We start from the raw sequence: 22,552 nt of genomic DNA, 5'->3' as shown, positions 1-22,552 counted from the left end.
CCCGTCCCGCGGACCGGGCTCGGCAGGATCCCGCCCCGGTCGGAGCACGGCCCCGGCCGCGGAGGCTTTGCGGAGCCCGTAGGCGAGGGCCACGACCTCGGGGATGCGGCGCGGCCGGTCGGCCTCGACGGTGATGATCCCGCCCCGGCCGGAAGTCCGGCCCGCCGGCCCGCCCGCCCGGACCGCGGGCGCCTCGGCGAGCGCGGCCGTCCCCGCCCGGGCGGCCGCCCCGTCCCGGGCCGCCGCCCCCGGCCGATCCGGCGAGGGCCGCCCGGCTCACGGACCGGGCAGAGGCAGAGGGAGACGGTCTGGCAGCGGCCTAGCCGCGGTCCGCGACGGCCCAGGAGGCGGCCGCGACCACCGTGGCGGCACCGAGGACGGCCGGCCACGCTCCGACCTTCTTGGCCAGCGGGTGCGCGCCCGCGAAGCCTGCGAGGTATAGCGCGCCGAGCCCGGCCGCGGCGGGGGCGCCGCCGCTGCGGTGCCACTCCCGCCCGGCGGCCAGCCCCGCGGCGCCGAGCACGACACCGCCCAGCGGGCGCTTCTTCGTCCACCGGGCGACGGCGTAACCGCCGACCAGTCCGGCGGCCGCCACTGCGGAACTCGGTACGCGCACCATGCTGCCCATCTCCTCAACTCGCCCGAGGGCGCCCTCAAGTCATCTGATCGGACTGATCGGACTGATCGGACCGATCGGACCGGTCGGAGTGACCCGACTGATCGGCCTCCCGTGTGTCACCACGAGGCTAACGCGGGCCCTTGACCACCCGGCGTGCACCCAGCGCCCCCAGGACGAGCACCGCCCCACCGATGACACCGTCCGGCACGGCGTCCTGCACGGCCCGCGGCAGCAGCGCCACCACGCCCAGGACCAAGAGGAAGGCGAGCACGCACCGGCCGGCCGCTCGAAGCAGTCTGTCCACGCGCTGCTCAACGCGCTCCGCCGTCGCCCGACACGGAAGGCCGGAGGGGATTTGTCGCACACTCGCCGGATCCGTGCGATACGTGCCCAGGCAACCGGACGGGCATAAATTGACTCTCCCAGCCCAAACGGGAAAAAGAGGAGCTCGGACATCGTGATCTGCTACGGACGGGCCGTCCTCGACCTCGCGGACGAACTGGTCGACGCCTACGCCGACGTCTTCTCCGCGCCACCGTGGAACGAGGACGAAGAAACCATTCGCCAATTCGCGGTCCGCCTCCAGGCCGACAGCCGACGCCAAGGCTTCCGTACGGCTCTCGCCCAGTCCGCGGCCGGTGTCGACGGCTTCGCCACCGGCTGGATCACCCCGGCGGCGTTCCCCACGCGCCGCGGATACGCCCAGGTCGCGGCGCAGCTCGGTCCGGAGCGGGTGCGGGAACTCCTCGCGGGCGCGCTGGAGATAGACGAACTCGCCGTGCGCCCCTACGCGCGCGGCCACGGCACCGGCCGGGCCCTGCTCACCGAGATCACCGCCGACGCCCCGGACCGGCGGGCCTGGCTGCTGACCTCCCGGCTGGCCACCGACACCGTGGCCACGTACCGGCGTCTGGGCTGGCACGAGGTCGCCGCCCTGCCGGGCACGCAGACGGGGGTGATCGTCTTCCTGTCCCCGGACCACCCCGGCCGCTGAGGGCCGTCCCGTAAACCCGGCGGGCGCGCGACACCGGCTACGGCACCTCGCCGCGTTGCCGGAACGCCCGGATGCGTGCGGCTACGCCCGGAAACGCCCAGGACGCGGACGCCCCTCCGCCGTGCGGTGCCCCGCATCCGACGCCGCGCGCTGATCACCGGGGATCACGGGACGACCCTGAGGAGTCCCCGCCGATCCTGCCGGGCATACCCGCGGCATGATCACACCGAAGCCGCTGCTGCGCAGGCAACTCAACCTGGCCACCCGCCACCAGCTCACCGCGTCCGGCATCCCGGACGGCACCATCACCTCCCGCACCCGCCCGGGCGGGCCCTGGCAGCGGTTACTGCCCCGGGTCTACCTCCTGCAGACCGGACCCCCCGACCACCGTCAACGCGCCCTCGCCGCCGTCCTGTACGCCGCCGAGCCCGCAGCGGACCCACTGTCCGGCGAAACCGCCGTCCTCACCGGCGGCGCCGCCTTGGCCCTCCTCGGCATCCGCGACGTCCCGCACACCCCGGCCGACGTCCTGGTCCGCGCCCCGCGCCGGCTGACCGGCACCCCGGAGGTCCGCCCGCTGGCCACGGCCCGCTGGCCGCGCACCATCACGGTCTCCGGGATCCCGAGCACCCGCCCGGTGCGCGCGGCGGCCGACTTCGCCTCCCGGGCCGCAGATCCGGTACGGATCCGCTCGACGCTGGCGCACGTGGTCCAAGCGGGCTGGTGCCACCCGCAGGACCTGCACGCCGAGCTCCGGACGGCCCGCCTCCTCACCCGCCCGGAGGTCCGCGCCGCCGCGTCGGAGCTCATTGCCGGGGTCCGCTCGATCGCCGAGGCCCTGGCCCGGGACACCCTCACGGCGACGGACCTGCCGACCCCGCTGTGGAACGCCCGCCTGCACACTGCGGACGGCACCTTCCTGGCCAGCCCGGACGCGTACTGGCCGGACGAGGGCGTGGCCCTGGAGATCGACTCGGCGGAGTACCACTACACCCGCGACGCCTGGCACGCCACCCTCCGGCGCCGCCTGCGCCTGGAGTCCCACGGGATCCTGGTGGTCAGCGCGACCCCGTCGATGATCCGCGACACCCCCACGGAGGTCATCGCGGCCCTGCGCACCCTCCTCACCCTCACGACAACCCGCCCCACCCCACCCACAGCCCGCGCCCGCGGCCACCAACAGCTGTCCCTTCCGCTGCCGTTCGCCTAGTGGGCGGCGGCTGCCAGCAGGAAGCCGGCATCCTCGAGCCTGCCGGCATGCAGGAACGCGGCGGTGATATTCAGTACGGCCTGCCGGTCCGTGCGTTCGGTGACACCGGAGAGCACGGATTCCGCGGCCTCGTGCAGCCCCGCGCTCCGGCAGGAGCTGACGGCGCCGATGAGTTCGGGCGCCGAAAGCGTCATCCCGGCACGCCACAAGAGCAGACCGGCATCTCGTTTTCTGCCGCTCAAGATGAATCCGGTCAGGGTCTCCAGCTCGCTCCACTGGGCTGGAGGCAAGTCCCTGTGCTGCCGGTCCCCCTCCTCGGGGGGGACCGGCACCTTCCTCCGTGCCAACGCCGCCAACACGGAGGCGCGCGAGAGAGCTCTGGAGCGGGGGTGCAGGCGTCGTGATGGTGAAGAAGGGGGAAGAGGCCGCGGACCAGCCCGGCGTCGACCAGCGGCAGGTAAAAGGTGGTCCTCTTCGGATCCGGGACTTGGAACAGGCAAAGCCGGCGACTCGTCAGCCACGTCGGGGGGTGCGGGCTTGTCGCCGCCTGTGTGCGGGACGCAGTCGCAGTGCTGCTTGCGGGCTAGCCGCCGCAGATCCAGCAGTTCATCGAGCGAACAAGGCAGCTTCACGGCTTCGTTGCCCACCAGTGCCACCTCCTGCTGGACCGTTCCAAAGAAGGCCCTGATCTGCGGCTCTTCCGGGATTCGGCCTCCGTTGAGGTGGTTGGAGAGGGTCGTTGCCACGATGTGTCCATCCTTGGCGATGCTGGCCTGCGTCCGCGCGCTGCAGTCACGGACCCTGCGCAGCATGATCACGAACGCGCGGTGCTCTTCCGATAGCTGCGAGGGCAGTGGTTTCCAATTCCTTGTCTTCCGTGGCACCACAGCTCCCATCTCCCGCTCATCACTGGTTCTGCGAAGTCTTGCCGTAAAAGGCCGTCAGGTGAACAGCCCGATGTTTTCATCTGACCTCGAAACCGGCTGAGGGGTGGCTTTGGTGTCGTCTGCTGCGTAAGAGTTGCGGAGCCCGCCGAGAGTGCCAGGGGGGGGATCCTCGGGCGCTCAGTGGGCACTTCGCGACTGACCGGAGCAAGGAGAGAGTCAATGGGACTTCCGTCTTGGACTGACCAGAAGCTTGGCACCATGAAGCGTGCCGGGCTGTGGCTCGTCGCTGTGGTGGGGGAAGGGAATGTCTTCACGAAGGAAGACGTGAAGAAGGCTTTCCCCGGGGTGAGTCAGGCGGACCGCAGGGTGCGCGATCTGCGGGACTTCGGGTGGCGGATCGACACCAACCGCGAAGACCTGACGCTCGGGCAGCATGAGCAGCGCTTCGTCGCGCAGGGTGAGCCGGTCTGGGAACCCGGGAAGGGGACGCGGCCGGCCTCATCTATCACGGACACCCAGCGCCGTGAGGTTCTGGCGCGTGACGGGCACCACTGCCGCTCGTGCGGCATCACGTCGGGAGAGACGTTCCCCGGTACATACGTGTCGGCCCAGCTCGACATCGCACGGCGCCCCGTGCTCCAGCCGGACGGAACTACCGTCGTGGAGCACGTGGCTGAATGTAACCGTTGCCGTGTCGGCGGCAGGGGCCTGACGGCTGACCTTCCCGACGTTCTGGCCCGCCTGGGCCGGCTCGGCGGCATGGACCGCAAGACTCTGGCGGACTGGATGCTGGCAGACGCCCGGGAGTTCGCCGAGGTGGAGCGGCTGTGGGCGGAGATCCGGACGCTGCCGGCCGATGCCCGGAATGCGGTGCGTGAGGCCCTCCTGCTGCCGGCAGTCTGACCATACGAACGACACTGGGGCCGGGTCTGGACCCGGCCCCCGCTTTCGTCCCACCCATCCCATGGACCTGCAGTCAGAAGGAGAACACCCCGTGAGCATGGACTTTGGCCGGCCGCCCCGAGCCGCAGAGAACCAGGAACTGGTGGAGAAGCGGCTCAAGGAAGTCAGCGCCGAGGGCAGGCTGCAGGAGACGCTGACCGTCGAGTGGCGGACGAAGCCCCTGGTGGTGCAGGTCATTGATATGCCCATCGACCAGGTCTACTTCAATCCTTCCACACACCGGATCCGGGCACAGCGCACGTTCGATCCCGACCGCGACCGGCTGCTGACTGCCAACCCCTGGGGCGCTGCAGGCCAGGATTACCTGGACTACCTGCTCAAGGCCCTCCCGTCGAACCCCGCCAAGCGTGATGTCGACTTCGACGAGCTCATGAGCAGCCTCAAGGAGTACCGCCAGAACGAGCCTGGGCTCATCACACGCGACGGCATTCTTGTCAACGGCAATACTCGTGTGGCGGCGCTGCGCGAGCTTGGCGTATCGAGCGTTCGGGTCGGGGTCCTCCCGGAATCCTGCACTTGGGCCGATATCAACGCAGTTGAGTTGTCTCTTCAGCTCCGTCATGACACGCGCCGGCCGTACTCGTACATCAACCGGCTGCTCACTATCGAGGAGCAAGTCACCGCGGGCCGGCCGATTGCGGAGATCGCTAAGGAGTTCCGGATCCGGACGGAGACAGCGGAGCAGGACCGGTGGGTTCTGGCCACGCTCAAGGACCTCGTGAACCGTTCCAAGAACGGTCCGGCCGAGCTCAAGCTGATGGATTTCGAGGACCAGCAGGAAAAGCTGAGAGAGCTCCACCGCGCCTTCGCCAAGGCCTCGCGGCAGAACCCGGCGCAGGCTGACCTGCTGAAGGAAAACAAGCTGGCTCTGATCGTGCTCGATTTCTCCAAGACGGATGTCCGTCTTGCGGACATCGACTTCAGGTCCCGGTATCTCCAGCGCCACCTTTCCGATGACCTCCAGAAGGTTCCTGCCCAGACACAGGAGGCCCGGGTTATCCCGGGGCTGAACCGTGCTGTGCGGGGCGACAGCCCCCAGGTGGCAGAGGCCAAGGAGTTCACGAACCTGCTGCTGCGAGCCAAGGCGGTCGAACGTGCGCCGGAGGCGGTGACTCAGGAGACGTCCGACCAGGCTGCCGCTTTGTGGAAGCAGGCGCGCGAAGCCGTAGAGGAGGCGCTGGTGCCGGCGGGCAAGGACGCCAGGGTCCGGAAGCGGAAGCAGGCTGCTCCCGACCGGCTCCACGACGCCGTTCAGAGCATCGATCAGTGCGTGACGGACATGACGCTCGCCCGTGCATCCCGCAACCTGGACGAGGAGACGCTGGATGAAGCCCTCCTCTCCCTCAAGGGCAGTCTGCTCAAGCTTGCCCGTGAGGCCGCGCGGATCGAGGAACACGGCGAGGGTGTCGCGTGGCTGCTCGCCGCGGTGCGGCAGGAGCAGGAGTGACCGAGAAGAGGGATCTGAATGACCCGTCTCTGAGGATCGGGTTTGACGTCACGCGGACCAGGGCGGTCCTCCGCGCCGGCGAGCCGTTCGGCGCTGATCTGACGCATCTGGCCGCGGGGTTCCCAGCAGGGGGTCAGCGCGGTCCTCTGACGATGGAAGTGCCCCTCGACGACTTCCTTTCAGGCCTCCACGTGCTGTCGGACTGGCCGCACCCTGAATCGGTGGAGTGGGAGGAAGAACTCCTCACCCTCGTCAACGATGTGCTCGACGACGCGGATCAGGCAGCCGACTGCCTGGACCATAGCCCCCAGCCCGTCGACGGGGTGGAGGCCGGCTCTCTCCCCGGCCGTCTCGGTGCTGGATGGCGGGCGGATCTGACCAGCTTCCAGCGCCGGGACATCGCCCGGCTGCTCTCCATGCGCCATGGGGCAAACTTCAGTGTCCCGGGGGCGGGTAAGACCCGGGTCGGACTCGCCGTGTATGCGGCGGCCAGAGAGAAGGGCGACGCCCGGAGACTGCTGGTCGTCAGTCCGAAGTCCGCCTACGAGTCGTGGATCACCGAAAGCGGCGAATGCTTCGACGAGGCACCGGTGACGAAGGTGATGGGAAAGGTCCCTGATCCGCACGCTGAGATCATGGTGGTCAATTACGAGCGGCTCGATCGCTCCCTCACCGGGCTGGCAGGCTGGCTGCGGGCAGCGCCCTCCATGGTGATCCTGGACGAAGCGCACCGGATGAAGCTCGGAGCGGACGGCACTTACGGAAGTGCGTGTATGGCTCTGGGCCCCCTGAGCCGTCGGCGTCTCATCCTCACGGGCACGCCGGCCCCGAACGGCGCGCGGGACCTGGAGAACTTGTTGTCGTTCGTCTGGCCCGGCCACGGCCGCCGGGTGGTGACCCAGGCTGTCGCGGGCGGGGACCTGGCGCATGCCAGCTCCGTGCTGCGGCCCCTCTTCACGCGGACCACGAAGAAGGAACTGGGGCTGCCGCCCTTCCAGCCGGTCATCCGTTCCGTGCCCTTGGACGGTCTGCACAGAGAGATCTACGACGCCCTCGTGGGGCGCTTCACTGCCCGGGCAGAACTGTCCCGCGAGGATTTCGACGGCCTGGGGAAGGCGATGCTCAGGCTGCTCATGGCTGCCACGAGTCCCGCCCTGCTGGTCGAGGGGACCAGCAAGTATGAACCCCTCAATTTCCAGGTGCCGCCCCTGGAGATTCCTGAGGGAGAGTCCCTCTTCAAGCTGCTCCAGAACCTGCACCAGCATGAGGTGCCGCCGAAATACCTCGAAGTACGCGACATCGTGTCGAAAAATGCGGACGCCGGGCGGAAGACACTGGTGTGGTCGACTTTTGTTCGCAATATCACCAGCCTGGAGCGGGTTCTCGGGGACTTCCGGCCCGCCGTGGTCCACGGAGGTACGGCGGACAGGGCTGAGGAGATCCGCAGGTTCCGCGAAGATCCGGACTGCTTCGTTCTCATCTCCAACCCGGCCACCCTGGGCGAAGGGATCAGCCTTCACCGTGAGTGCCATGACGCGGTCTACATCGACCGGGATTTCATGGCGGGCCGGTTCCTCCAGAGCCTGGACCGCATCCACCGCCTGGGACTGGCTCCGGATACGCAGACACGGGTGACCGTGCTCGCCTCCTCCGGCACGATCGACGAAGTGGTTGCGCTCAGGCTTGCGGAGAAGCTCGAGTTCATGGGTGCGATCCTCGATGATCCATCAGTCCGGCAGCTGGGCGATCTCCAGGAGGAAGGCCCGGTGACTGTCGGGATGGACGAAGCCGATGTGCGCGCGCTGTTGGAGCACATGGGGGCAGCGTCGTTCAGGTGAGATCAGCGGGGGCTGCATGTGGCGGGCGGCGGGTGTCGCGTCTCCTGGTGCATGAGGGGGCGCTCTGTCAGTGGCAGATGCGACACTTGCCTGTCTGCATCTGCCACACCAGGAGGACTCGATGGGTGCCAGCGATCGCACGCTGACCTCGATTGAGATTTGCGCCGGAGCCGGGGGACAGGCCATCGGCCTCCACCAGGCTGGCTTCAGCCACCTAGCGCTCGTCGAGATCGACCAGTACGCCGCGGCGACACTGCGGCGCAACATCGCCCATCGAGACGGCTGGGAATTCGAGCGCGAATACTGCGACATCATTCACAAGGATGTCAATGACTTTAAGCCGCTCAGTGAGCTGGAAAAGCCGGTCGGGTACCTCGGCGGCTCACTCAAGGCGCGCGATCTTGACCTGCTCGCAGGGGGAGTTCCGTGCCCTCCTTTCTCGCATGCGGGGAAGCAGCTGGGCAAGGACGATGAGCGCGACCTGTTCCCTCGCATGCTTGCGCTGGTGGACGAGCTCAAGCCCAAGGCAGTCATGATCGAGAACGTCCGGGGAATTAAGGACGACAAGTTCCAGGACTACCGCGACTGGGTGATGGCGCGGCTGGAAGGCGGCGTGGCCAAGGACCCGCAGACTGGTGAGAAAGTCGAGTACAAGGGCGACTACCGGGTCTGTGGCTGGGAGGTCCTTGAAGCCAGCGACTTCGGAGTGCCGCAGCTGCGCCCGCGGGCCATCCTCGTAGCCATCCGGACCGACGTGCTGGGGGACACAGATTTCGAGTGGCCCGAGGCGAGGCCGGGGGCGGTCACGGTAAAGGCTGCTCTGGGCGAGTCGATGAGAGCGCGGTTCAAGCCCTTCGTGGAGAAGGGCGGGGTGCTGGGAGCTCAGGCAGAGAAAGCCCTGGAGCGCTGGGAGGGAAAGCGAGACGGGATCGCCCCGACGCTCGTCGGCGGATCCAAGAAGCACGGCGGTGCTGACCTCGGTCCGAGCCGGGCGAAGGCCGCGTGGAAGCTGCTCGGAGTCAATGCCCTGGGAGTCGCCAACTCGCCTGATGAGGTCGAGGACAAGAAGAGCTGGGACCGGGACCTCCTCCGTGAGGAGGGCCCGATGCTTACCGTCACACAAGCTGCGATCATCCAGGGGTTCCCCGAGGAGTGGGACTTTGCCGGAGACGAGAAGACGGAGAAGCCGCTGCCGGGCAAGACAGCGCAGTACCGCCAGGTCGGCAACGCATTTCCCCCTCCGGTGGCCCGCGCGGTAGGCGAAAGCATCGCCCGGGTCCTTCGTTCCGCCCACCTTTCCGGCCAGGCCGACGCCTAGCCGTCCACGGTCCGGGAGCGGCTCTGGCGCTCCCGGACCGCTTCGGTAATCTCCGCCGCGCAGTGGCCCGACTCTTCGTGTTCCCAGAAACGGAGCACGAGCCAGCCGGCCTCCGTCAGCTTCTGGTCCGTATCGCGGTCACGGGCGATGTTCCGGGCGACCTTCTCCGACCAATAGCCGGGGTTGGTCCGCGGCGACACGTAGTGCTCAGGGCAGCCATGCCAGTAGCAGCCGTCGATAAAGACAGCTACCTTAGTCGGCCGGAAGACCAGGTCCGCCGTACGGCGGAGATCAGGGAGCGGGCGGGCGGCGACCCGATAGCGCAGCCCCTTCGCATGGACGAGCCGACGGATCACCTTCTCGGGCTTCGTGTCGCGACTGCGGATGGCCTGCATGTTGCGCCGACGGGCTGCCGAGGATGCCCAGGATCCTTCGGGCGGCTGCCAGTCCATCTCATCCGGCACCGCTGTGTTCTCCGTCCATCCGCAAGGCGATCCAGTCCTCCGGCCCCAGCGTGATCTTGTGAGCCGCCGCCAGGTCCCGCTGCTGAGGGAACTTGCCACACAGCAGGGTAAGACCGCCACTTTGCAGGCTGGCGCGTATGTTCCTGGCACGCCTCAGGGGGTCGTGTTTTCCGGCTCCCACCGTTGAGATCACGCTGCGTGGGATGACGTGCCCCGCCAGGAACTGGAACATCATCGTGAACCGCCGCTCCTGCCCCGGTTGCCCGGCCAGAACCTGTCCGGCCTGTTCCGGCGTGAGGAGAGTCAGGGGATTCACCGGCAGGGGAGTCCAGTCGTAGAGCGGGACACTCCAGTGATCGCGGGCGTGCACAGCCAGGCCACGCTTGCCGTCGCGGTTGCCGGCTCCCCGGTATAGCCAGGAACGGTGCGCCCGAACCAGCCAGGAGCGGTGCCTGCTCTTTCCCAGCTGTATCTGCGTGCAGACGCAGATCCGGCAGTGGGCCTCGGCCGGGATCGACCAGTTCGATCCCACGGTTGCTTTGATGTCGACCGGCACTCCGGCGATCAAGGTGTCGAGCGGCGGCTGTTTCGGCAGGCCGAAGGACCGCAATACTTCGTATTCCAGTTTGGCTCCGACCGAGGCTTTCTCGCCTGGGTGGACATCTGGGCCCATGAGGTCGTATCTGCCTGTCCGCGGGCCGTCGAGCACGTAGTCGATCGCGTTGGCTATAGCGCCCGTATAGAGCCCGGCCACGTCAAGGGGGCGTAGCCAGTCCCGCACGGCCAGCATTTCAGTGTCCTGCTCCGGGCTCAGCAGGACGTGCGGCCCGGCAAGGGTATTGACGCAGACCTCGCCTGGCGCCTGCAGAACCAGTCGCCCTCTGCTCATCGGCCGTAAGTCTCGGCCCCGTGGCACTCCGCGTACGGTTTTTCCGATGTGCACCAGCAGGGGGAGTTGGGGGCGGGGGGCCAGGGGGTGGCCTTGCCGCGGGCGGCCAGGGTCGTGGCGTATTCCGGCAGGAGGGACGGGGAGGCCGGGGAGGTCTTCTCGGACGCCGCGAAGGCCTCGTACGACGGGACGCTCGCCGTCACGATGCCGAGGTTCGTCGTGCCCGACGCCGCCAGGGCGCGCAGGGACGCCTCGATGTGCGTGAGGTGCGCCTCGTGCGTGGGGTATTCCGCCGCCAGGGTGGGGTACGACGTGAGGAGTTCGGCCAGTTCGCGGGCGGGCCAGTGGAGGATGGCCACCGGGAACGGGCGGGACAGGGCGGCGCGGCGGTCGCCCAGCTCCGCGCGCAGGCGGGCGATCTCGGCGCGCAACTCGGCCGGGTCGTCGGAGCCGAGGGCCCAGATGCGCTTGGGGTCGTGGAGCTCGTCCAGCGGGATCGGGCCGATGTGGCGGGTGTCGGCGACCATGTCCCAGTCGTCGTGCGGGAGTCCGAGGAGGCGGCGGACCCGGTGGCGGCCGGTGAGCAGGGCCGTGGTGGCCGGGGTGAGGGGGGTGTCCTCCGTGATCAGGAGCGTGGCCGCCTGGGTGAAGCACTCCTCCGACGCGGTCAACTCGTCGTGCGTTTCGAGGGCTTCCGCGATGACCTCCCAGGGTGCCGGGTCCGCCGGCGCCGCCGCGCGGATGCCCTGGATGAGGGCGCGGGCCTCGGGCTCGTGGCCGTACTCCCACAGGTTCGCCGCCTGGAGCGCCTTGATCAGGTGCGGATCGGCGGGCGAGGCCGCGAGCAGTTGGTCGTACAGCGCGCTGGCGCGTTCCCGGGCGTCGCCCAGTTCGAGGTGGGCCGCGGCCTGGAGGAGCAAGGGCTCCTGGTCCTCGGGGTAACGGGTCGCCGTGCGGATGAGGCGCTCGGCTTCGGCGATGTGCTCGGCAGGCGTGTCAGGGCGCATGGTTCACACCGTACTGCGGCTGGTCTGTTGACGGGGGAGGTCTTAAGGTGCGGCCCGTGCGGGATCACATGCGTGTGGTGGTGCAGGGGGGTGGCCGGCGGCGGCGCCGGCCCGGTCTCGCCGGGGTGCTGTGGGGCGCCGCCGAGCTGACCGTCACGGTCGGTGTGGTGGTGTTGCTGCTGGTGGTGCACCAGGTGTGGTGGACCAACCGGCAGGCCCTGGCCGCCGCGCACGAGCAGGTCCGCGAGCTGGAGAGGGACTGGGCCGGGTCGGCCGGGTCCTCCCCCGCCCCTGACCTCCTCATCCCTTCTTCCTCTTCCCCTCCCTCGTCCTCTCCTTCCTCCTCGCGATCGGTTTCCTCCTCCTCGTCCGCTTCTCCCTCCTCCTCGGCCGAGCGCTCCACGCCCCCGGCGCAGGGGTCGGCGTACGGCGTGTTGCGGATCCCCCGGATCGGGGTCGTCGTGCCCATCGCGCAGGGCGTCGACAAGCGGGCCGTGCTCGACAGGGGGTACGTCGGGCACTACCCCGGGACCGCGCAGCCCGGGGCGGAGGGGAACTTCGCGCTCGCCGGGCACCGCAACACCCACGGCGAGCCGTTCCGGTACATCAACCGGCTGCGGGCCGGGGACGAGCTGACCGTCGAGGTACGGGGGCAGCGCTACACGTACGAGGTGGGGAAGGTACTGGCGGAGACCAGCGAGCGGGACACCGGCGTGATCGCGCCCGTGCCGCGCAGCACGGTCCGGCCCGAGTACGGGTACGGCGAGCCCGGCGCGTACATCACGCTCACCACCTGCACGCCCGAGTACACCTCCAGATATCGGCTCGTGGTCTGGGGAACCCTCAAGCGCTAACCTGCGTTCTTGTCTTCGGCAGGCAATCGATCTCGGGAAGGAGGGGCGTCGCATGACTCGGCACGATCGTGGGCGGCTGCTGATGCCCCTGCTGCTGTTCGCCGGGATCCTCGGGCTCCTCACCTTCCTCGGGATGTCCTCCGGGGAGCCGGGGAGCGGGCTGGGTGCCGTCGTGGTCGTCCTGGCCGCCACCGTCGCCGTGGGCGCCGCCGTCCTGGCCGCCCGGCTCGTACGGCCCGTGCCGCCGCACCGCATACGCACCGCGATCCGTGATCGCGAGCAGCGCACGGCGTTCCTGCCGCAGCGTGATCCCGATGCCTCGGGCCGGTCGCGGCCCAGGGCGCCCGGTCGTCTCGTACCGACGGCCGCGTAGGGGCGCCCCTTCCTTCTGTTGTCGCGAGCTCGCCGCCGCGAGCTCTTGTCGCGAGTTGCTGCGCCCCTCGTGGGTCGTCGCGCCGAAATGCAGTTCTTTCGACGTTCGACGAGTCCCCCCGGAGGGCCCCCGTGTCCGTTTTCACCCGTCTTGTTGCCGAGCTGAGCCGGCTCCTGGAGCCCGTGCTGGCCGAGTCCGCGACCGCTGCCGCGATCGTGCTGTTCACCGTGCTCGTACGGCTCGCCCTGCATCCGCTGAATCGGGCCGCGTTCCGCGGTGCGACCCCGCTGGCCGGCATCCTGCCCGTGCTGCTCCAGCTGCCGGTGTTCTTCCTCATGTACCGGGCCTTCTCCTCGTCCGGCGAGCTGCTGGACCACCGGCTGCTCACCACGCCGCTCGGGGCCCGCTGGAGTGACGCCCTCGGAGCGGGCGGCCTCCTCGGGCAGCAGGGGCTCGTCTTCCTGGGGCTGTTCGCGGCCGTCGCCGCGGTCGCCGCGTGCAGTGCCGTACGGGGGCGGCGCGCGGCCGCCGCGGCAGCCGTCGCCGCCACGGCTCCCGTACCCGCGCCCCGCGCCAAGGGCAGGCCCGGCGGGGCCCCCGCCGGACTGACCGCCGAGCAGCAGGAGGCCGCGCGCAAGATCGGCGGCGTACTGCCGCTGCTGTCGTTCGGGACGCTGATCACGGCGGCCGTGGTGCCGCTGGCCGCCGGGCTGTACCTGGTGACCACCACCGCCTGGTCCGTGGCGGAACGGGCCTGGCTCCAGCACCGCAAGGAGGCGGCCGCAGGGGCGGTCGAAGGGGCGGGCGAAGGAACGGGCGAAGGGGCGGCCGCAGGGGCGGGCGATGGGCGCGAGCGTTCCAGTCTGTGAACAGGGTCTTGCGGATTGGGTGGCCATCTTGGAGGATCAACCAATTCTCCGATGGCCGCAACCCATCGGCAGGCCCGGGCTCGTCCCCGGCCGACCACCCACGACCACGGGAGAATGCCCATGAAGCTGCTGCGTGTCGGACCGGTCGGGGCCGAGCGCCCCGCGCTGCTCGACCAGGACGGGACCCTGCGCGACCTGTCCGGCCTGATCACGGATGTGGACGGCGCCCTGCTCGCCGACGACTCCGTGCTGTCCCGGGTGCGGGACGCGGCGGCCTCCGGCGAGCTCCCGGTCCTGGACGGCGAGGGCCTGCGGATCGGGTCGCCGATCGGCCGGATCGGCAAGATCGTGGGCATCGGGCTGAACTACTTCGGGCACGCGGCCGAGATCGGCGCGGAGCCGCCTGCCGAGCCCATCTTGTTCCTCAAGGCCGCGGACACCGTGGTCGGCCCGGACGACACCGTGCTGATCCCGCGCGGCAGCGTGAAGACCGACTGGGAGGCCGAGCTCGGCGTCGTGATCGGCAGCACCGCCCGGTACCTGTCCTCCGCCGCGGAGGGCCTGGCCCACGTGGGCGGGTACACGCTCGTCAACGACGTATCGGAGCGCGAGTTCCAGATCGAGCGCGGCGGCACCTGGGACAAGGGCAAGAACTGCGAGACGTTCACCCCGCTGGGCCCGTGGCTGGTCACCGCCGACGAGGTCGCGGACCCGCAGGCCCTGGACGTGAAGCTGTGGGTCAACGGCGAGCTCAGGCAGGACGGCAACACCGCGGACCAGATCTTCCCGGTCGGCGAGGTCGTCCGGTACCTGAGCCGGTTCATGACCCTGTACCCGGGCGACGTCATCGTCACCGGCACCCCGGCCGGCGTGGCCATGGGCCAGCCGGAGCCGAAGCCGTACCTGCGCGCCGGTGACGTCGTGGAGCTGGAGATCGAGGGCCTCGGCCGCCAGCGCCAGGAGTTCAAGAGCGCGTAGTTCCCGGCGCAGGGCCACCAGGTACGGGGCGGCGGCGGCCCGCCGAGCGCGGCCCGCCCCGTCACCCTGCGCCCGTCACCCTGCGCCCCGTCACCCTGCGCCCGTCCCCCTGCGCCCGTCGCTCAGCCCCGCGAGGCTGCGCGGCGGCGCCGGCCGGCGTAGGCCAGACCCGCGCCGGCGCCCAGCGCGGCGGCGCTGCCGCCCGCGATCAGGGCGGTTGCGGTCCCGGCGCCCGTGCTCGCGAGCGCGCCCGAACCACCCGCCACCCCCACGTGCGTGTTGCCGGTGGCGGACGTTCCGGTGGCGGTCGTGACCGTGGTGGTCATGCCGGTCGTCGACGTGCCGGTTCCCGTTCCCGTGCCGGTGCCGGTGCCGGTGCCGGTCTGTCCGGTGGCGGCCTTGTCCTTGTCGCGGGCCGTGTTCTGCCCCGTCTTCAGGAACTCGGCACGGTCCGCGGGCGTGCCGTTGATCGCGTGGATCGCGGCCTTCTTCAGCTCCGGGCCGGCGCCGTTCAGCATGGCCCAGATCAGGACCATGTTGTCCTCGTCGCGCAGCTCGTGCTGCGTGGTCGTCATGAACGTGCGCAGCTCCGCAGGGCTCGGGGTGCCCTTCAGCAGGTTGACGATGCCCTCCTTCAGGCCGGGGCCGGCGCCGTTCAGCATCGCGAACAGCGCCACCCGGTCGTCCACCGCCCGGATCTTGTGCTGACCGGTCGCGACGAACGCGCGGACCTCCTCGGGCGTTCCGCTGTCGAGCAGCCGGTTGACCGCCTCGGTGATCCCCCGGCCCGCCCCGTCGAGCATCCGCAGCATCTCGACCCTGTCGTCCTCCAAGCGGGCCTTGTGCTGCCCGTGCTGGAGGAACTCGGTCAGTGCGGCCCGGGTGTTCGCCCTCAGGGCCTCCTTGCCGGCCTGCCGTACGGCTCGGCCGCCCGCCTCGATCATCTGGGCGACCCGCACCCGGTCGTCCTCCAGCTGCTGCCGGGCCCACTCCACCTCGAGGAACGTCCGCAGGTCCGCCGCCGAGCCCTTGAGCGCCTTCTCGGCCGCCTCGCGTACGCCCGGCCCGCTCGCCGGGTCCGCCAGGATCGCCTCGACGGCGGCCCGGTCCTTCGCCGCCTGCGGGCTCTCCGTCTGCGGGCTTTCCGTCTGCAGGCCCTCCGTCTGCGGGTTCGTGGGGTTCGCGGGGTTCGCGGCCGGCTTGTGCCCCTCCCCGTCCTCCGCTCCGGACTTCGCCCCGCTCGCCTGCTCGTCGGCCGGCTCACTCGCCTGTTCGCCGCCGTGCTCACCCGCCTGCCCGCCCCCAGCCCCGCCCGTGGGCCGGTCCGGCACGCTCGGCCCGGCAGGCGTGCCCCCCGACGGGGCGTCGGCGGCGAAGGCGGGCGAGGAGAGCAGGACGGCCGGGGCTATCGCGGCGGTGGCGACGACCGATGCGATCCGGGGCAGCTTCACAGACGAATTCCATTCTTCACACGCGTGATGATCTACAACCTGTGCAGGATAGATCGCCCGCGAACCTCAAACTGTCCATATTCAGGACAAGGTGGGGCTCAGCTTCACGGTCACCCCGTCCCGGGACGACGTCCGCGCCGCCTCCAGTACCTCCAGGCACCGCGCCGCCTCGTGTGCGGTGACCGGCGCCGGGCCGCCCTCGCGCAGGGCCGCCGCCACCGCCGCGTAGTACGCGGGGTAGTCGCCCGGGACGGTCGGGACCGGGGCCCCGCCGCCGGTCAGCGGGGATTCGCCCGAACCCACCCGGCCCCACAGGTGCTCGGGCTCCTCGCCCCACGGGCCCTCGCCGCCCGGCCGCTGCCCGTCGCGCAGGGCGGCCTCCTGTGGGTCGAGCCCGTACTTCACGTAGCCCGCCCGGGAGCCCAGGACCCGGAAACGCGGACCCAGCTGCGCGGTGGTCGCGCTGACGTAGAAGTGGGAGCGGACGCCGTTCGCGTGCGTGACGGCGATGAAGGTGTCGTCGTCCGCCTCGGCGCCGGGGCGCCGTACGTCGGTCTCCGCGTACACGCGCACGGCCGGGCCGAACAGCACCAGCGCCTGGTCGACGACATGGCTGCCGAGGTCGTACAGCAGGCCGCCGATCTCCTCCGGGGCCCCGGACTCGCGCCAGCCGCCCTTGAGCTGCGGACGCCACCGCTCGAACCGGGACTCGAAGCGCTGGATCTCGCCGAGTTCGCCGTCCGCGATGAGGCGGCGCAGGGTGAGGAAGTCGTTGTCCCAGCGGCGGTTCTGGAACACGGACAGGAACGTGCCGGTCCTGTCGGCGAGCGCGGCGAGTTCGCGGGCCTCGGCGGCGGTGGCGGCGAGCGGCTTGTCGACGACGACCGGGATGCCGGCGTTCAGTGCGGCCGTGGCGAGGGGGACGTGGGTCTTGTTGGGGGAGGCGATGACGACGAGGTCGAGGGCGGGAGCGAGGTCCCAGAGTTCCTCCGCGGTGCTCACGATCCGGGCGTCCGGGTACGCCTCGCGCGCCTGGGCCTGCCGGCTCGGGTCGGAGGTGACGACCGTGTCGAGGACGAGGCCGTCGGTGGCCGAGACGAGCGGCGCGTGGAAGACGGAGCCGGCGAGTCCGTAGCCGATGAGGCCGACACGGAAGGGGCCGTGGGAGCGCGTGGGGGAGGTGGACGTAGAGGCGGAGGCGGAGGTGGAGGTGGAGGCGTTCATGGACCCACTTTGACAACACTGTTGCTTAAGTGCAAGGAAGGTGGACAATGGAGAGGTGGACTGGGGAAGCAGGAGCAACGGAAGCGGCGCGAACCTGCCGGCGGTGCGCGGGCACAACGACGCGCTCGTCCTCGCCCTGCTGCGCGAGGCGGGCATCGAGGGCCTCGGCCGGACGGATCTGGCCGCCCTCACGCGCCTCACCCCGCAGGCCGTCAGCAAGATCACGGCTCGGCTGCGTGCGGAGGGACTCGTCTCGGAAGCGGGGCGCGGCGCGTCCACCGGGGGCAAGCCGCGGACGTTGCTCCAGCTGGCCGCCGGCGCCCGGCACGCCGTCGGGGTGCACGCCGACCGCGACGAGATGCGGGCGGTACGGGTGGACATGCTGGGCACCGTCGTCGAGCGGTTCCGCGGCCCTCTGGACTTCGCGGCGGGCCCGGACGCCGTCGCGGACGAGATCGTGCGGGCCGTGGACCGGCTCTGCGGGGAGGCGGGCGCGGGATCCCTGCTGGGCGTGGGCATCGCCACGCCGGGACCGCTCGACTGGCGGGCCGGAGTGCTGGGCCGGGTGACGGGATACCCCGAGTGGGAGGGGTTCCCGCTGCGGCAGGCGGTGGCAGGCCGGCTCGGGCCCGACGCCCCGCCGGTGGTGCTGGACAAGGACACCAATGCGGGGGCCGCGGTCCCCGGCCGCCGGTCCACCGGGACCTCCCTGTACCTCCACCTGAGCACGGGCCTGGGAGCAGGACTCCGGCTGCGCGGCGAGGTCTTCCGCGGGGAACGGTCCGCGGCGGGCGAGTTCGGGCACCAGGTCCTGATGCTGGACGGCCCGGCCTGCCGGTGCGGAGGCCGCGGGTGCGCGGAGGTGCTGTGCCTCGACGCGGTGGCCCGCGGGGACCTCCCGGACGCGGCGCGGATCCTGGGTGAAGGCGCCGCGAACGTCGTCGCGCTCCTGGACGTGGACCGGGTGTGGCTGGGGGGCCGGGTGGTGGACTCCGCCCCGGACGTCTTCACGACGGGCGTCCGCCGGGTCCTGGAGGCCCGCACGCTGGGCGGCCCGGTTCCGGACGTCGCGGCGTCCGAGGACGGCGTCGCGGAGGGCGCGGCGGAACTGGCCCTGGCCCCGCTCTTCGGACGCGTGGGCTGAACGGTCGGCGCGGCCCCCCCCACGGCACCTCGCGGCCCCCGCCACGGCACCTCGCGGGGCCGGACCCGGGCAGGTGGGGACCGGACCCGGGCGGGTGGGGGCCGACCCGGGCGGGTGACCCGGACAACGGGCGGGTGACCCGGACAACGGGCGGGTGGGAGCCGGATCCGGGCGGTGGGGCCGGAACACGGCCGGGTGGGAGCCGGATCCGGGCGGACGGGCGGGCGGGGGTAATAGGTTGGGCCCGTGGAGGAATTCCTGGAGTCATGGGGGGCCTTGCGGGCGGTTGTCAGGGGGCTCGCGGAGCGGGACTTCGAGCGGCCGTCCGGGTGCGCCGGCTGGCTGGTGCGCGACCTCGTGTGTCACCTCGTCATCGACGCCCAGGACGTCCTCATCACCCTCGTCACCCCCGCCGGGACCGAACCGACCGCCGACGCCGCGCGTTACTGGACCGTCCTCGACCACCCGCCGACCGGCGAGGACCCGCTGGACGCGCTGATCGTCCGGCTCGCCGCCGCGTACGGGGAACCCCACCTGCTCACGTTCCACCTCGACGACCTCGGCTCCGCCGCCGCCCGCGCCGCGGAACTCGCCGACCCGGGCCTGCGGGTGCGCACGCAGGACAAGGCGCTCACCGTGGCCGACTACCTCACGGCGTACGTCCTGGAATGGACGCTCCACCACCTCGACCTGACCGCACACCTCCCGCATGCCGCACCCCCACCCCCGAAGGGCCTGGCCCGGTCCCGTGCACTGCTGGAGGAGATCGCCGGCGCCGCCTTCCCCTCCTCGTTCACCGACCGGGACGCACTGCTGGTCGGCACCGGACGTCGGGCGCCGACCGCCTCCGAGCTGGCCGAACTCGGCCCGCGGGCGACGCGGCTGCCGCTCTTCCTCGGCTGAACCCCGCGCCGTGGGGCCGATCAGGCGTATGCGGTGCGTCGGCAGGCGTGGCGGCCGGAGGGGGTGCCGGAGGCGTGGGAGGGTGCGGGCAGGCCGGGGTGATTGTCGTCTCGTTCGATCATCAACCGGAATCACCCGGGCCCGCGCAGGCCCGTCCCGTTCGTCCCCGTGCCATCCGTCCCCTTCCCCGTCCCGTCCGGCGAGCAGCGAAGCGAAGGTCTTCCATGCGACTGCGCAAAGCCCTTGCCCACTCCGCCGTCCTGGCCGCCACCGCCCTCTCCGTCTGCGTGCCGCAGGCCGCCGCGGACGTCGGCAACGGCGGCGGCGCCCGGCCCGCCCCTGCGCTGCCGTCCCGGATCGAGGCCACCTGCGGCGACGGGAAGAGCAACGCCTTTCCCATCGGCGCGCGGATCCGCGGCGGACCGGCGGTGTACCGGACCGGCGGCGGGCCGCAGACCTGGTACCTGGACCTCACGAACACGACGAACTCCGAGTGCACCGCCATCCACCCCGTCGTGGTGTTCACGGACAAGGCCCGGGCGCTGCTCCCCGACCACTTCCGGATGGAGTTCGAGGCCCCCGGCGGGACGCTCCCCGTCACCCTGGAGCGGAGCGACCGGGACGAGATCATCGCCGTCTTCGACGGGGGCGAGGCCTTCGCGGGCTTCGCCGTCCGGGCCGGCGGGTCCCTGACCGTCAAGGTCCGCCTGGCGTTCGCCCCCGGCACCCCCGCCGGGGAGGTCGTCGCCGATGCCGCACTCGTCCAGCGCAAGGGGGACGACGGCGACTGGGTCGGCGAGGCCGGTGCCTACCGCTTCTCGGTAGAGGGCCCGGAGGAGGCTGACACGGGTGCGGCCGGGTCCCTCGCCCACACCGGCCCCCGCGACTGGGCGTTCGGCGCCGGCGCGGCCGTCGCGGTGGCCTCCGGCGCCGGGCTCCTGCTGGCGTCCCGCCAACTGCGCACCTCCGGTACGCAGGCCGCTTCGGGGACCCGCGGATCCGCCGGCGCCCCGCGCACCCCCGGTACTCCGGCGCGCTGATCTCCGTACACCCGGTCCGCGTACAGTCCCAGGGTGGAAGAACAGAACCTGCCGCACCGCCCCGGCTCGCCCGTGCGCTCCGGCATCCCGGAGCACGGCCGCATCCCGAAGTACTACGCCGTCAAGGCCCTGATCGCGGATCTTCTCGACGACCTCGGCGAGGGCGGCCTGCTGCCCACCGAGCGGGATCTCGCCGAGCGGTACGAGGTGTCGCGCGAGACCGTGCGGCAGGCGCTGCGCGAGCTGCTGCTGGAGGGCCGGCTGCGCCGCTCCGGCCGCGGTACCGTCGTCGCCGGTCCGAAGCTCGAACAGCCGCTGTCGCTCGCGAGCTACACCGAGGGCGTACGCCGCCAGGGCCGCCGGCCCGGCCGCAACCTCATCGGGCTGGAGCAGTTCCCCTGCCCGCCCGAGCTCGCCCCCGGCATCGGAGCCGAGCCCGGCGAGCCCGTCTGGCACCTGGAGCGCGTCCTGCTCGCCGACGACGAGCGGGTGGGCCTGGAGAGCACGTACATCCGGGTGGCGCGGGCGCCCCGCCTCGGCAGCGACTTCCCGCCGGACTCCTCCTTCTACGGGTACCTCCTCGACCGGCTCGGGATCTCCTTCGGGGACGCCGACGAGAAGCTGGAGACCGTCCTGGCGACCCCCCGCGAGGCCCTGCTGATCGGCACCCCGCCGGCCCTGCCCATGCTGCTCATCCACCGTTTCTCGCGGGACCAGGACGGCCGTCCCCTGGAGCGGGTGCGTTCGCTCTACCGTGGCGACCGGTTCAGCTTCACGACCCGTCTGCGGCCCGGCTAGCCCGAGCGGATCACCGCCAAGGCGCCGGAAAGGGACGTATGGAGGGCCGATGCGGGTCACGAGAAGGTAACGGGTCTAGTCCAAGCGTCGAGGGTTGTTCACCGTCCCGTTGCCGCCGGAATCCCCCCGGTCCACGGGCCGCGACCACCGTGGAGCGCGTGAGAGTCATAGTCGTAGGAGGCGGCGTGGTCGGCACCATGCACGCCTGGCAAGCAGTCGAACGCGGCCACGAGGTCGTCCAGATCGAACGGGAGGCGGAGGCGCGCGGCGCGTCACTGCGTAATTTCGGCCAGATCTGGGTCAGCGGACGCGCCGGGGGAGAGGAACTGGAGACCGCCCTGCGGGCCCGCGAGCTCTGGGAGCGGATCGGCGCGGAGGTGCCCGGCCTGGGCTTCCGCGCGATCGGCTCCCTCACCCCCGTCCGCAACGCCCGCGAACACGCGGTCGCCGAGGCGGCCGCCGCCCGCCCCGACGCCGCCGCCCGGGGGTACGAACTCGTCACCGCCGAGCAGGCGCGGAAGATCAACCCGGCCCTGCGCGGATCCTTCGAGGCCGCCCTGTGGTGCGAGCGGGACGCGGCCGTCGAACCGCGCACCGCCCAGCTCCACCTGCGCGAGGCCCTCCGGGCGAGCGGCCGGTACACCTTCCTGCCGGGACGGGAGGTGCGCGAGGTCGTCGCCGCCGGCGCCGTCCGCGACGACCACGGCGACGTCCACCGCGGCGACGCCGTCGTCCTGGCCACCGGCGCCTGGCTGTCCGGACTGGTCCGGGAACTGGTCCCCGACCTGCCCGTGCGCCGCGTCCGGCTCCAGATGATGCAGACCGCCCCGCTCGGCGAGGCGCTCACCACCTCCGTCGCGGACGCCGACAGCTTCCGCTACTACCCGGCCTACAAGAGCGACGCCCTCGACGCGCTCGACGCGGAGCAGGCGCAGGCGCCGGTCGCCGCCGCGCACAAGATGCAGCTGCTGATGGTCCAGCGCCGGGACGGCGGGCTGACGATCGGCGACACCCACGAGTACGAGCACCCCTTCGCGTTCGACACCCTCGAAGACCCGTACGAGCACCTCACCGGGGTCGTCGAGTCCTTCCTGGGCCGCCCGCTGCCGAAGATCAGGCACCGCTGGGCCGGCGTGTACGCGCAGTGCACCGACACCACCCGCGTCGTCCACCGCCAGCAGGTGGCCGACGGCGTCTGGCTGGTGACCGGACCCGGCGGCCGCGGGATGACCTGCTCGCCCGCCATAGCCGAGACCACCGCGAACGAACTGGGCTGGTAGAG

Annotated in this window: 23 protein-coding genes and 1 pseudogene; 15 read left to right on the top strand and 9 right to left on the bottom strand. The window is 71.2% G+C overall.

All coding sequences use genetic code 11. The features are described from left to right. Positions 1 to 33: 33 nt before the first annotated feature. The 3 genes and pseudogenes from ACIPK4_RS03555 to ACIPK4_RS03545 all read right to left on the bottom strand — a co-directional run. Positions 34 to 222: pseudogene (locus ACIPK4_RS03555) on the bottom strand (transcriptional regulator); the annotation flags it as partial. A 97-nt stretch (positions 223 to 319) separates the two neighbouring features. Next, positions 320 to 619, bottom strand: coding sequence for a hypothetical protein (locus tag ACIPK4_RS03550; protein ID WP_376199012.1), 300 nt, complete (start codon positions 617 to 619; stop codon positions 320 to 322). A 127-nt stretch (positions 620 to 746) separates the two neighbouring features. Next, a complete protein-coding gene (locus ACIPK4_RS03545; protein WP_159044621.1) occupies positions 747 to 923 on the bottom strand; it encodes a hypothetical protein in 177 nt (58 codons plus the stop codon). A 153-nt stretch (positions 924 to 1,076) separates the two neighbouring features. Here ACIPK4_RS03545 and ACIPK4_RS03540 point away from each other — a divergent pair, with 153 nt between their 5' ends. Together ACIPK4_RS03540 and ACIPK4_RS03535 are read left to right on the top strand one after the other, a co-directional pair. Further along, positions 1,077 to 1,613, top strand: coding sequence for a GNAT family N-acetyltransferase (locus ACIPK4_RS03540; RefSeq protein WP_402309008.1), 537 nt, complete (start codon positions 1,077 to 1,079; stop codon positions 1,611 to 1,613). A gap of 217 nt (positions 1,614 to 1,830) precedes the next feature. Next, positions 1,831 to 2,823: a hypothetical protein gene (locus tag ACIPK4_RS03535; RefSeq protein WP_402309007.1), complete on the top strand. Its 993-nt coding sequence runs from the start codon at positions 1,831 to 1,833 to the stop codon at positions 2,821 to 2,823. On the opposite strand, the gene ACIPK4_RS03530 is transcribed toward ACIPK4_RS03535, so the two are convergent. Then, positions 2,820 to 3,641, bottom strand: coding sequence for a hypothetical protein (locus tag ACIPK4_RS03530; RefSeq protein WP_402309005.1), 822 nt, complete (start codon positions 3,639 to 3,641; stop codon positions 2,820 to 2,822). The genes ACIPK4_RS03535 and ACIPK4_RS03530 overlap by 4 nt on opposite strands. Positions 3,642 to 3,929: 288 nt before the next feature. Between ACIPK4_RS03530 and ACIPK4_RS03525 the strand changes: the two genes are divergently transcribed. The 4 genes from ACIPK4_RS03525 (at position 3,930) to ACIPK4_RS03510 (ending at position 9,276) form a co-directional block, all read left to right on the top strand. Beyond that, positions 3,930 to 4,613 carry a hypothetical protein gene (locus ACIPK4_RS03525; protein ID WP_402309003.1) on the top strand — a complete coding sequence of 228 codons (684 nt, stop codon included), beginning with the start codon at positions 3,930 to 3,932 and terminating at the stop codon, positions 4,611 to 4,613. A 97-nt stretch (positions 4,614 to 4,710) separates the two neighbouring features. Then, on the top strand, positions 4,711 to 6,120 hold the full coding sequence (locus ACIPK4_RS03520; protein WP_402309081.1) for a transcriptional regulator: 1,410 nt from the start codon (positions 4,711 to 4,713) through the stop codon (positions 6,118 to 6,120). After that, positions 6,117 to 7,958, top strand: coding sequence for a DEAD/DEAH box helicase (locus ACIPK4_RS03515; RefSeq protein WP_402309001.1), 1,842 nt, complete (start codon positions 6,117 to 6,119; stop codon positions 7,956 to 7,958). The genes ACIPK4_RS03520 and ACIPK4_RS03515 overlap by 4 nt, the downstream gene beginning before the upstream one ends. Before the next feature lie 121 nt (positions 7,959 to 8,079). Then, entirely contained in the window at positions 8,080 to 9,276 is a 1,197-nt protein-coding gene (locus ACIPK4_RS03510; protein ID WP_402309000.1) for a DNA cytosine methyltransferase, read from the top strand. On the opposite strand, the gene ACIPK4_RS03505 is transcribed toward ACIPK4_RS03510, so the two are convergent. Genes ACIPK4_RS03505 through ACIPK4_RS03495 form a run of 3 tightly spaced genes read right to left on the bottom strand, consistent with a single transcriptional unit; the run spans position 9,273 to position 11,636 of the window. Further along, complete coding sequence (locus tag ACIPK4_RS03505; protein WP_402309079.1) at positions 9,273 to 9,728, bottom strand: very short patch repair endonuclease; 456 nt, start codon at positions 9,726 to 9,728, stop codon at positions 9,273 to 9,275. The genes ACIPK4_RS03510 and ACIPK4_RS03505 overlap by 4 nt on opposite strands. Position 9,729: 1 nt before the next feature. Then, the gene (locus ACIPK4_RS03500) at positions 9,730 to 10,629 is read right to left on the bottom strand and encodes a NaeI family type II restriction endonuclease (protein ID WP_402308998.1); all 900 of its coding nucleotides are present in this window, start codon (positions 10,627 to 10,629) and stop codon (positions 9,730 to 9,732) included. Continuing rightward, entirely contained in the window at positions 10,626 to 11,636 is a 1,011-nt protein-coding gene (locus ACIPK4_RS03495) for an SEC-C domain-containing protein (RefSeq protein WP_402308997.1), read from the bottom strand. Before ACIPK4_RS03495 ends, ACIPK4_RS03500 begins: the two co-directional genes overlap by 4 nt. Positions 11,637 to 11,704: 68 nt before the next feature. Between ACIPK4_RS03495 and ACIPK4_RS03490 the strand changes: the two genes are divergently transcribed. The 4 genes from ACIPK4_RS03490 (at position 11,705) to ACIPK4_RS03475 (ending at position 14,710) form a co-directional block, all read left to right on the top strand. After that, on the top strand, positions 11,705 to 12,490 hold the full coding sequence (locus ACIPK4_RS03490; RefSeq protein ID WP_402309078.1) for a class E sortase: 786 nt from the start codon (positions 11,705 to 11,707) through the stop codon (positions 12,488 to 12,490). 52 nt (positions 12,491 to 12,542) lie between these two features. Continuing rightward, positions 12,543 to 12,863 (top strand): DUF6412 domain-containing protein, encoded by a 321-nt coding sequence (locus ACIPK4_RS03485; RefSeq protein WP_402308995.1) that lies wholly within the window; start codon positions 12,543 to 12,545, stop codon positions 12,861 to 12,863. 131 nt (positions 12,864 to 12,994) lie between these two features. Beyond that, positions 12,995 to 13,732, top strand: a complete 738-nt coding sequence (locus tag ACIPK4_RS03480; RefSeq protein WP_402308993.1) for a YidC/Oxa1 family membrane protein insertase — start codon at positions 12,995 to 12,997, stop codon at positions 13,730 to 13,732. A gap of 120 nt (positions 13,733 to 13,852) precedes the next feature. Beyond that, positions 13,853 to 14,710, top strand: coding sequence for a fumarylacetoacetate hydrolase family protein (locus ACIPK4_RS03475; protein ID WP_054227690.1), 858 nt, complete (start codon positions 13,853 to 13,855; stop codon positions 14,708 to 14,710). A 122-nt stretch (positions 14,711 to 14,832) separates the two neighbouring features. On the opposite strand, the gene ACIPK4_RS03470 is transcribed toward ACIPK4_RS03475, so the two are convergent. Together ACIPK4_RS03470 and ACIPK4_RS03465 are read right to left on the bottom strand one after the other, a co-directional pair. After that, positions 14,833 to 16,161, bottom strand: a complete 1,329-nt coding sequence (locus tag ACIPK4_RS03470; RefSeq protein ID WP_402308991.1) for a hypothetical protein — start codon at positions 16,159 to 16,161, stop codon at positions 14,833 to 14,835. Between the two features lie 81 nt (positions 16,162 to 16,242). Next, the gene (locus ACIPK4_RS03465; protein WP_402308990.1) at positions 16,243 to 17,385 is read right to left on the bottom strand and encodes a Gfo/Idh/MocA family oxidoreductase; all 1,143 of its coding nucleotides are present in this window, start codon (positions 17,383 to 17,385) and stop codon (positions 16,243 to 16,245) included. A 55-nt stretch (positions 17,386 to 17,440) separates the two neighbouring features. On the opposite strand from ACIPK4_RS03465, the gene ACIPK4_RS03460 reads away from it, so the two are divergent. The 5 genes from ACIPK4_RS03460 to ACIPK4_RS03440 all read left to right on the top strand — a co-directional run bounded on the left by ACIPK4_RS03460 (position 17,441) and on the right by ACIPK4_RS03440 (position 22,550). Next, entirely contained in the window at positions 17,441 to 18,529 is a 1,089-nt protein-coding gene (locus ACIPK4_RS03460) for an ROK family protein (protein ID WP_402308988.1), read from the top strand. Between the two features lie 246 nt (positions 18,530 to 18,775). Then, entirely contained in the window at positions 18,776 to 19,432 is a 657-nt protein-coding gene (locus tag ACIPK4_RS03455; RefSeq protein ID WP_402308987.1) for a maleylpyruvate isomerase N-terminal domain-containing protein, read from the top strand. A gap of 224 nt (positions 19,433 to 19,656) precedes the next feature. After that, on the top strand, positions 19,657 to 20,472 hold the full coding sequence (locus tag ACIPK4_RS03450) for a hypothetical protein (protein ID WP_402308986.1): 816 nt from the start codon (positions 19,657 to 19,659) through the stop codon (positions 20,470 to 20,472). A 33-nt stretch (positions 20,473 to 20,505) separates the two neighbouring features. Next, the gene (locus ACIPK4_RS03445) at positions 20,506 to 21,270 is read left to right on the top strand and encodes a GntR family transcriptional regulator (RefSeq protein WP_402308984.1); all 765 of its coding nucleotides are present in this window, start codon (positions 20,506 to 20,508) and stop codon (positions 21,268 to 21,270) included. A 158-nt stretch (positions 21,271 to 21,428) separates the two neighbouring features. Next, on the top strand, positions 21,429 to 22,550 hold the full coding sequence (locus ACIPK4_RS03440) for a TIGR03364 family FAD-dependent oxidoreductase (RefSeq protein ID WP_402308982.1): 1,122 nt from the start codon (positions 21,429 to 21,431) through the stop codon (positions 22,548 to 22,550). Positions 22,551 to 22,552 lie beyond the last annotated feature (2 nt).

It is taken from the genome of Streptomyces sp. NPDC086989, assembly GCF_044745505.1.
Classification (GTDB): Bacteria; Actinomycetota; Actinomycetes; order Streptomycetales; family Streptomycetaceae; genus Streptomyces.
Note: the sequence above shows the minus strand (reverse complement) of the source record. Positions and strands in the feature narration are given on the sequence as shown.

Coding starts and splice junctions, on each gene's coding strand:
- ACIPK4_RS03550 (WP_376199012.1), bottom strand. CDS start 619: ATGGTGCGCGTACCGAGTTCCGCAGTGGCGGCCGCCGGACTGGTCGGC.
- ACIPK4_RS03535 (WP_402309007.1), top strand. CDS start 1,831: ATGATCACACCGAAGCCGCTGCTGCGCAGGCAACTCAACCTGGCCACC.
- ACIPK4_RS03525 (WP_402309003.1), top strand. CDS start 3,930: ATGGGACTTCCGTCTTGGACTGACCAGAAGCTTGGCACCATGAAGCGT.
- ACIPK4_RS03520 (WP_402309081.1), top strand. CDS start 4,711: ATGGACTTTGGCCGGCCGCCCCGAGCCGCAGAGAACCAGGAACTGGTG.
- ACIPK4_RS03510 (WP_402309000.1), top strand. CDS start 8,080: ATGGGTGCCAGCGATCGCACGCTGACCTCGATTGAGATTTGCGCCGGA.
- ACIPK4_RS03505 (WP_402309079.1), bottom strand. CDS start 9,728: ATGGACTGGCAGCCGCCCGAAGGATCCTGGGCATCCTCGGCAGCCCGT.
- ACIPK4_RS03500 (WP_402308998.1), bottom strand. CDS start 10,629: ATGAGCAGAGGGCGACTGGTTCTGCAGGCGCCAGGCGAGGTCTGCGTC.
- ACIPK4_RS03495 (WP_402308997.1), bottom strand. CDS start 11,636: ATGCGCCCTGACACGCCTGCCGAGCACATCGCCGAAGCCGAGCGCCTC.
- ACIPK4_RS03490 (WP_402309078.1), top strand. CDS start 11,705: ATGCGTGTGGTGGTGCAGGGGGGTGGCCGGCGGCGGCGCCGGCCCGGT.
- ACIPK4_RS03485 (WP_402308995.1), top strand. CDS start 12,543: ATGACTCGGCACGATCGTGGGCGGCTGCTGATGCCCCTGCTGCTGTTC.
- ACIPK4_RS03475 (WP_054227690.1), top strand. CDS start 13,853: ATGAAGCTGCTGCGTGTCGGACCGGTCGGGGCCGAGCGCCCCGCGCTG.
- ACIPK4_RS03465 (WP_402308990.1), bottom strand. CDS start 17,385: ATGAACGCCTCCACCTCCACCTCCGCCTCCGCCTCTACGTCCACCTCC.
- ACIPK4_RS03450 (WP_402308986.1), top strand. CDS start 19,657: ATGCGACTGCGCAAAGCCCTTGCCCACTCCGCCGTCCTGGCCGCCACC.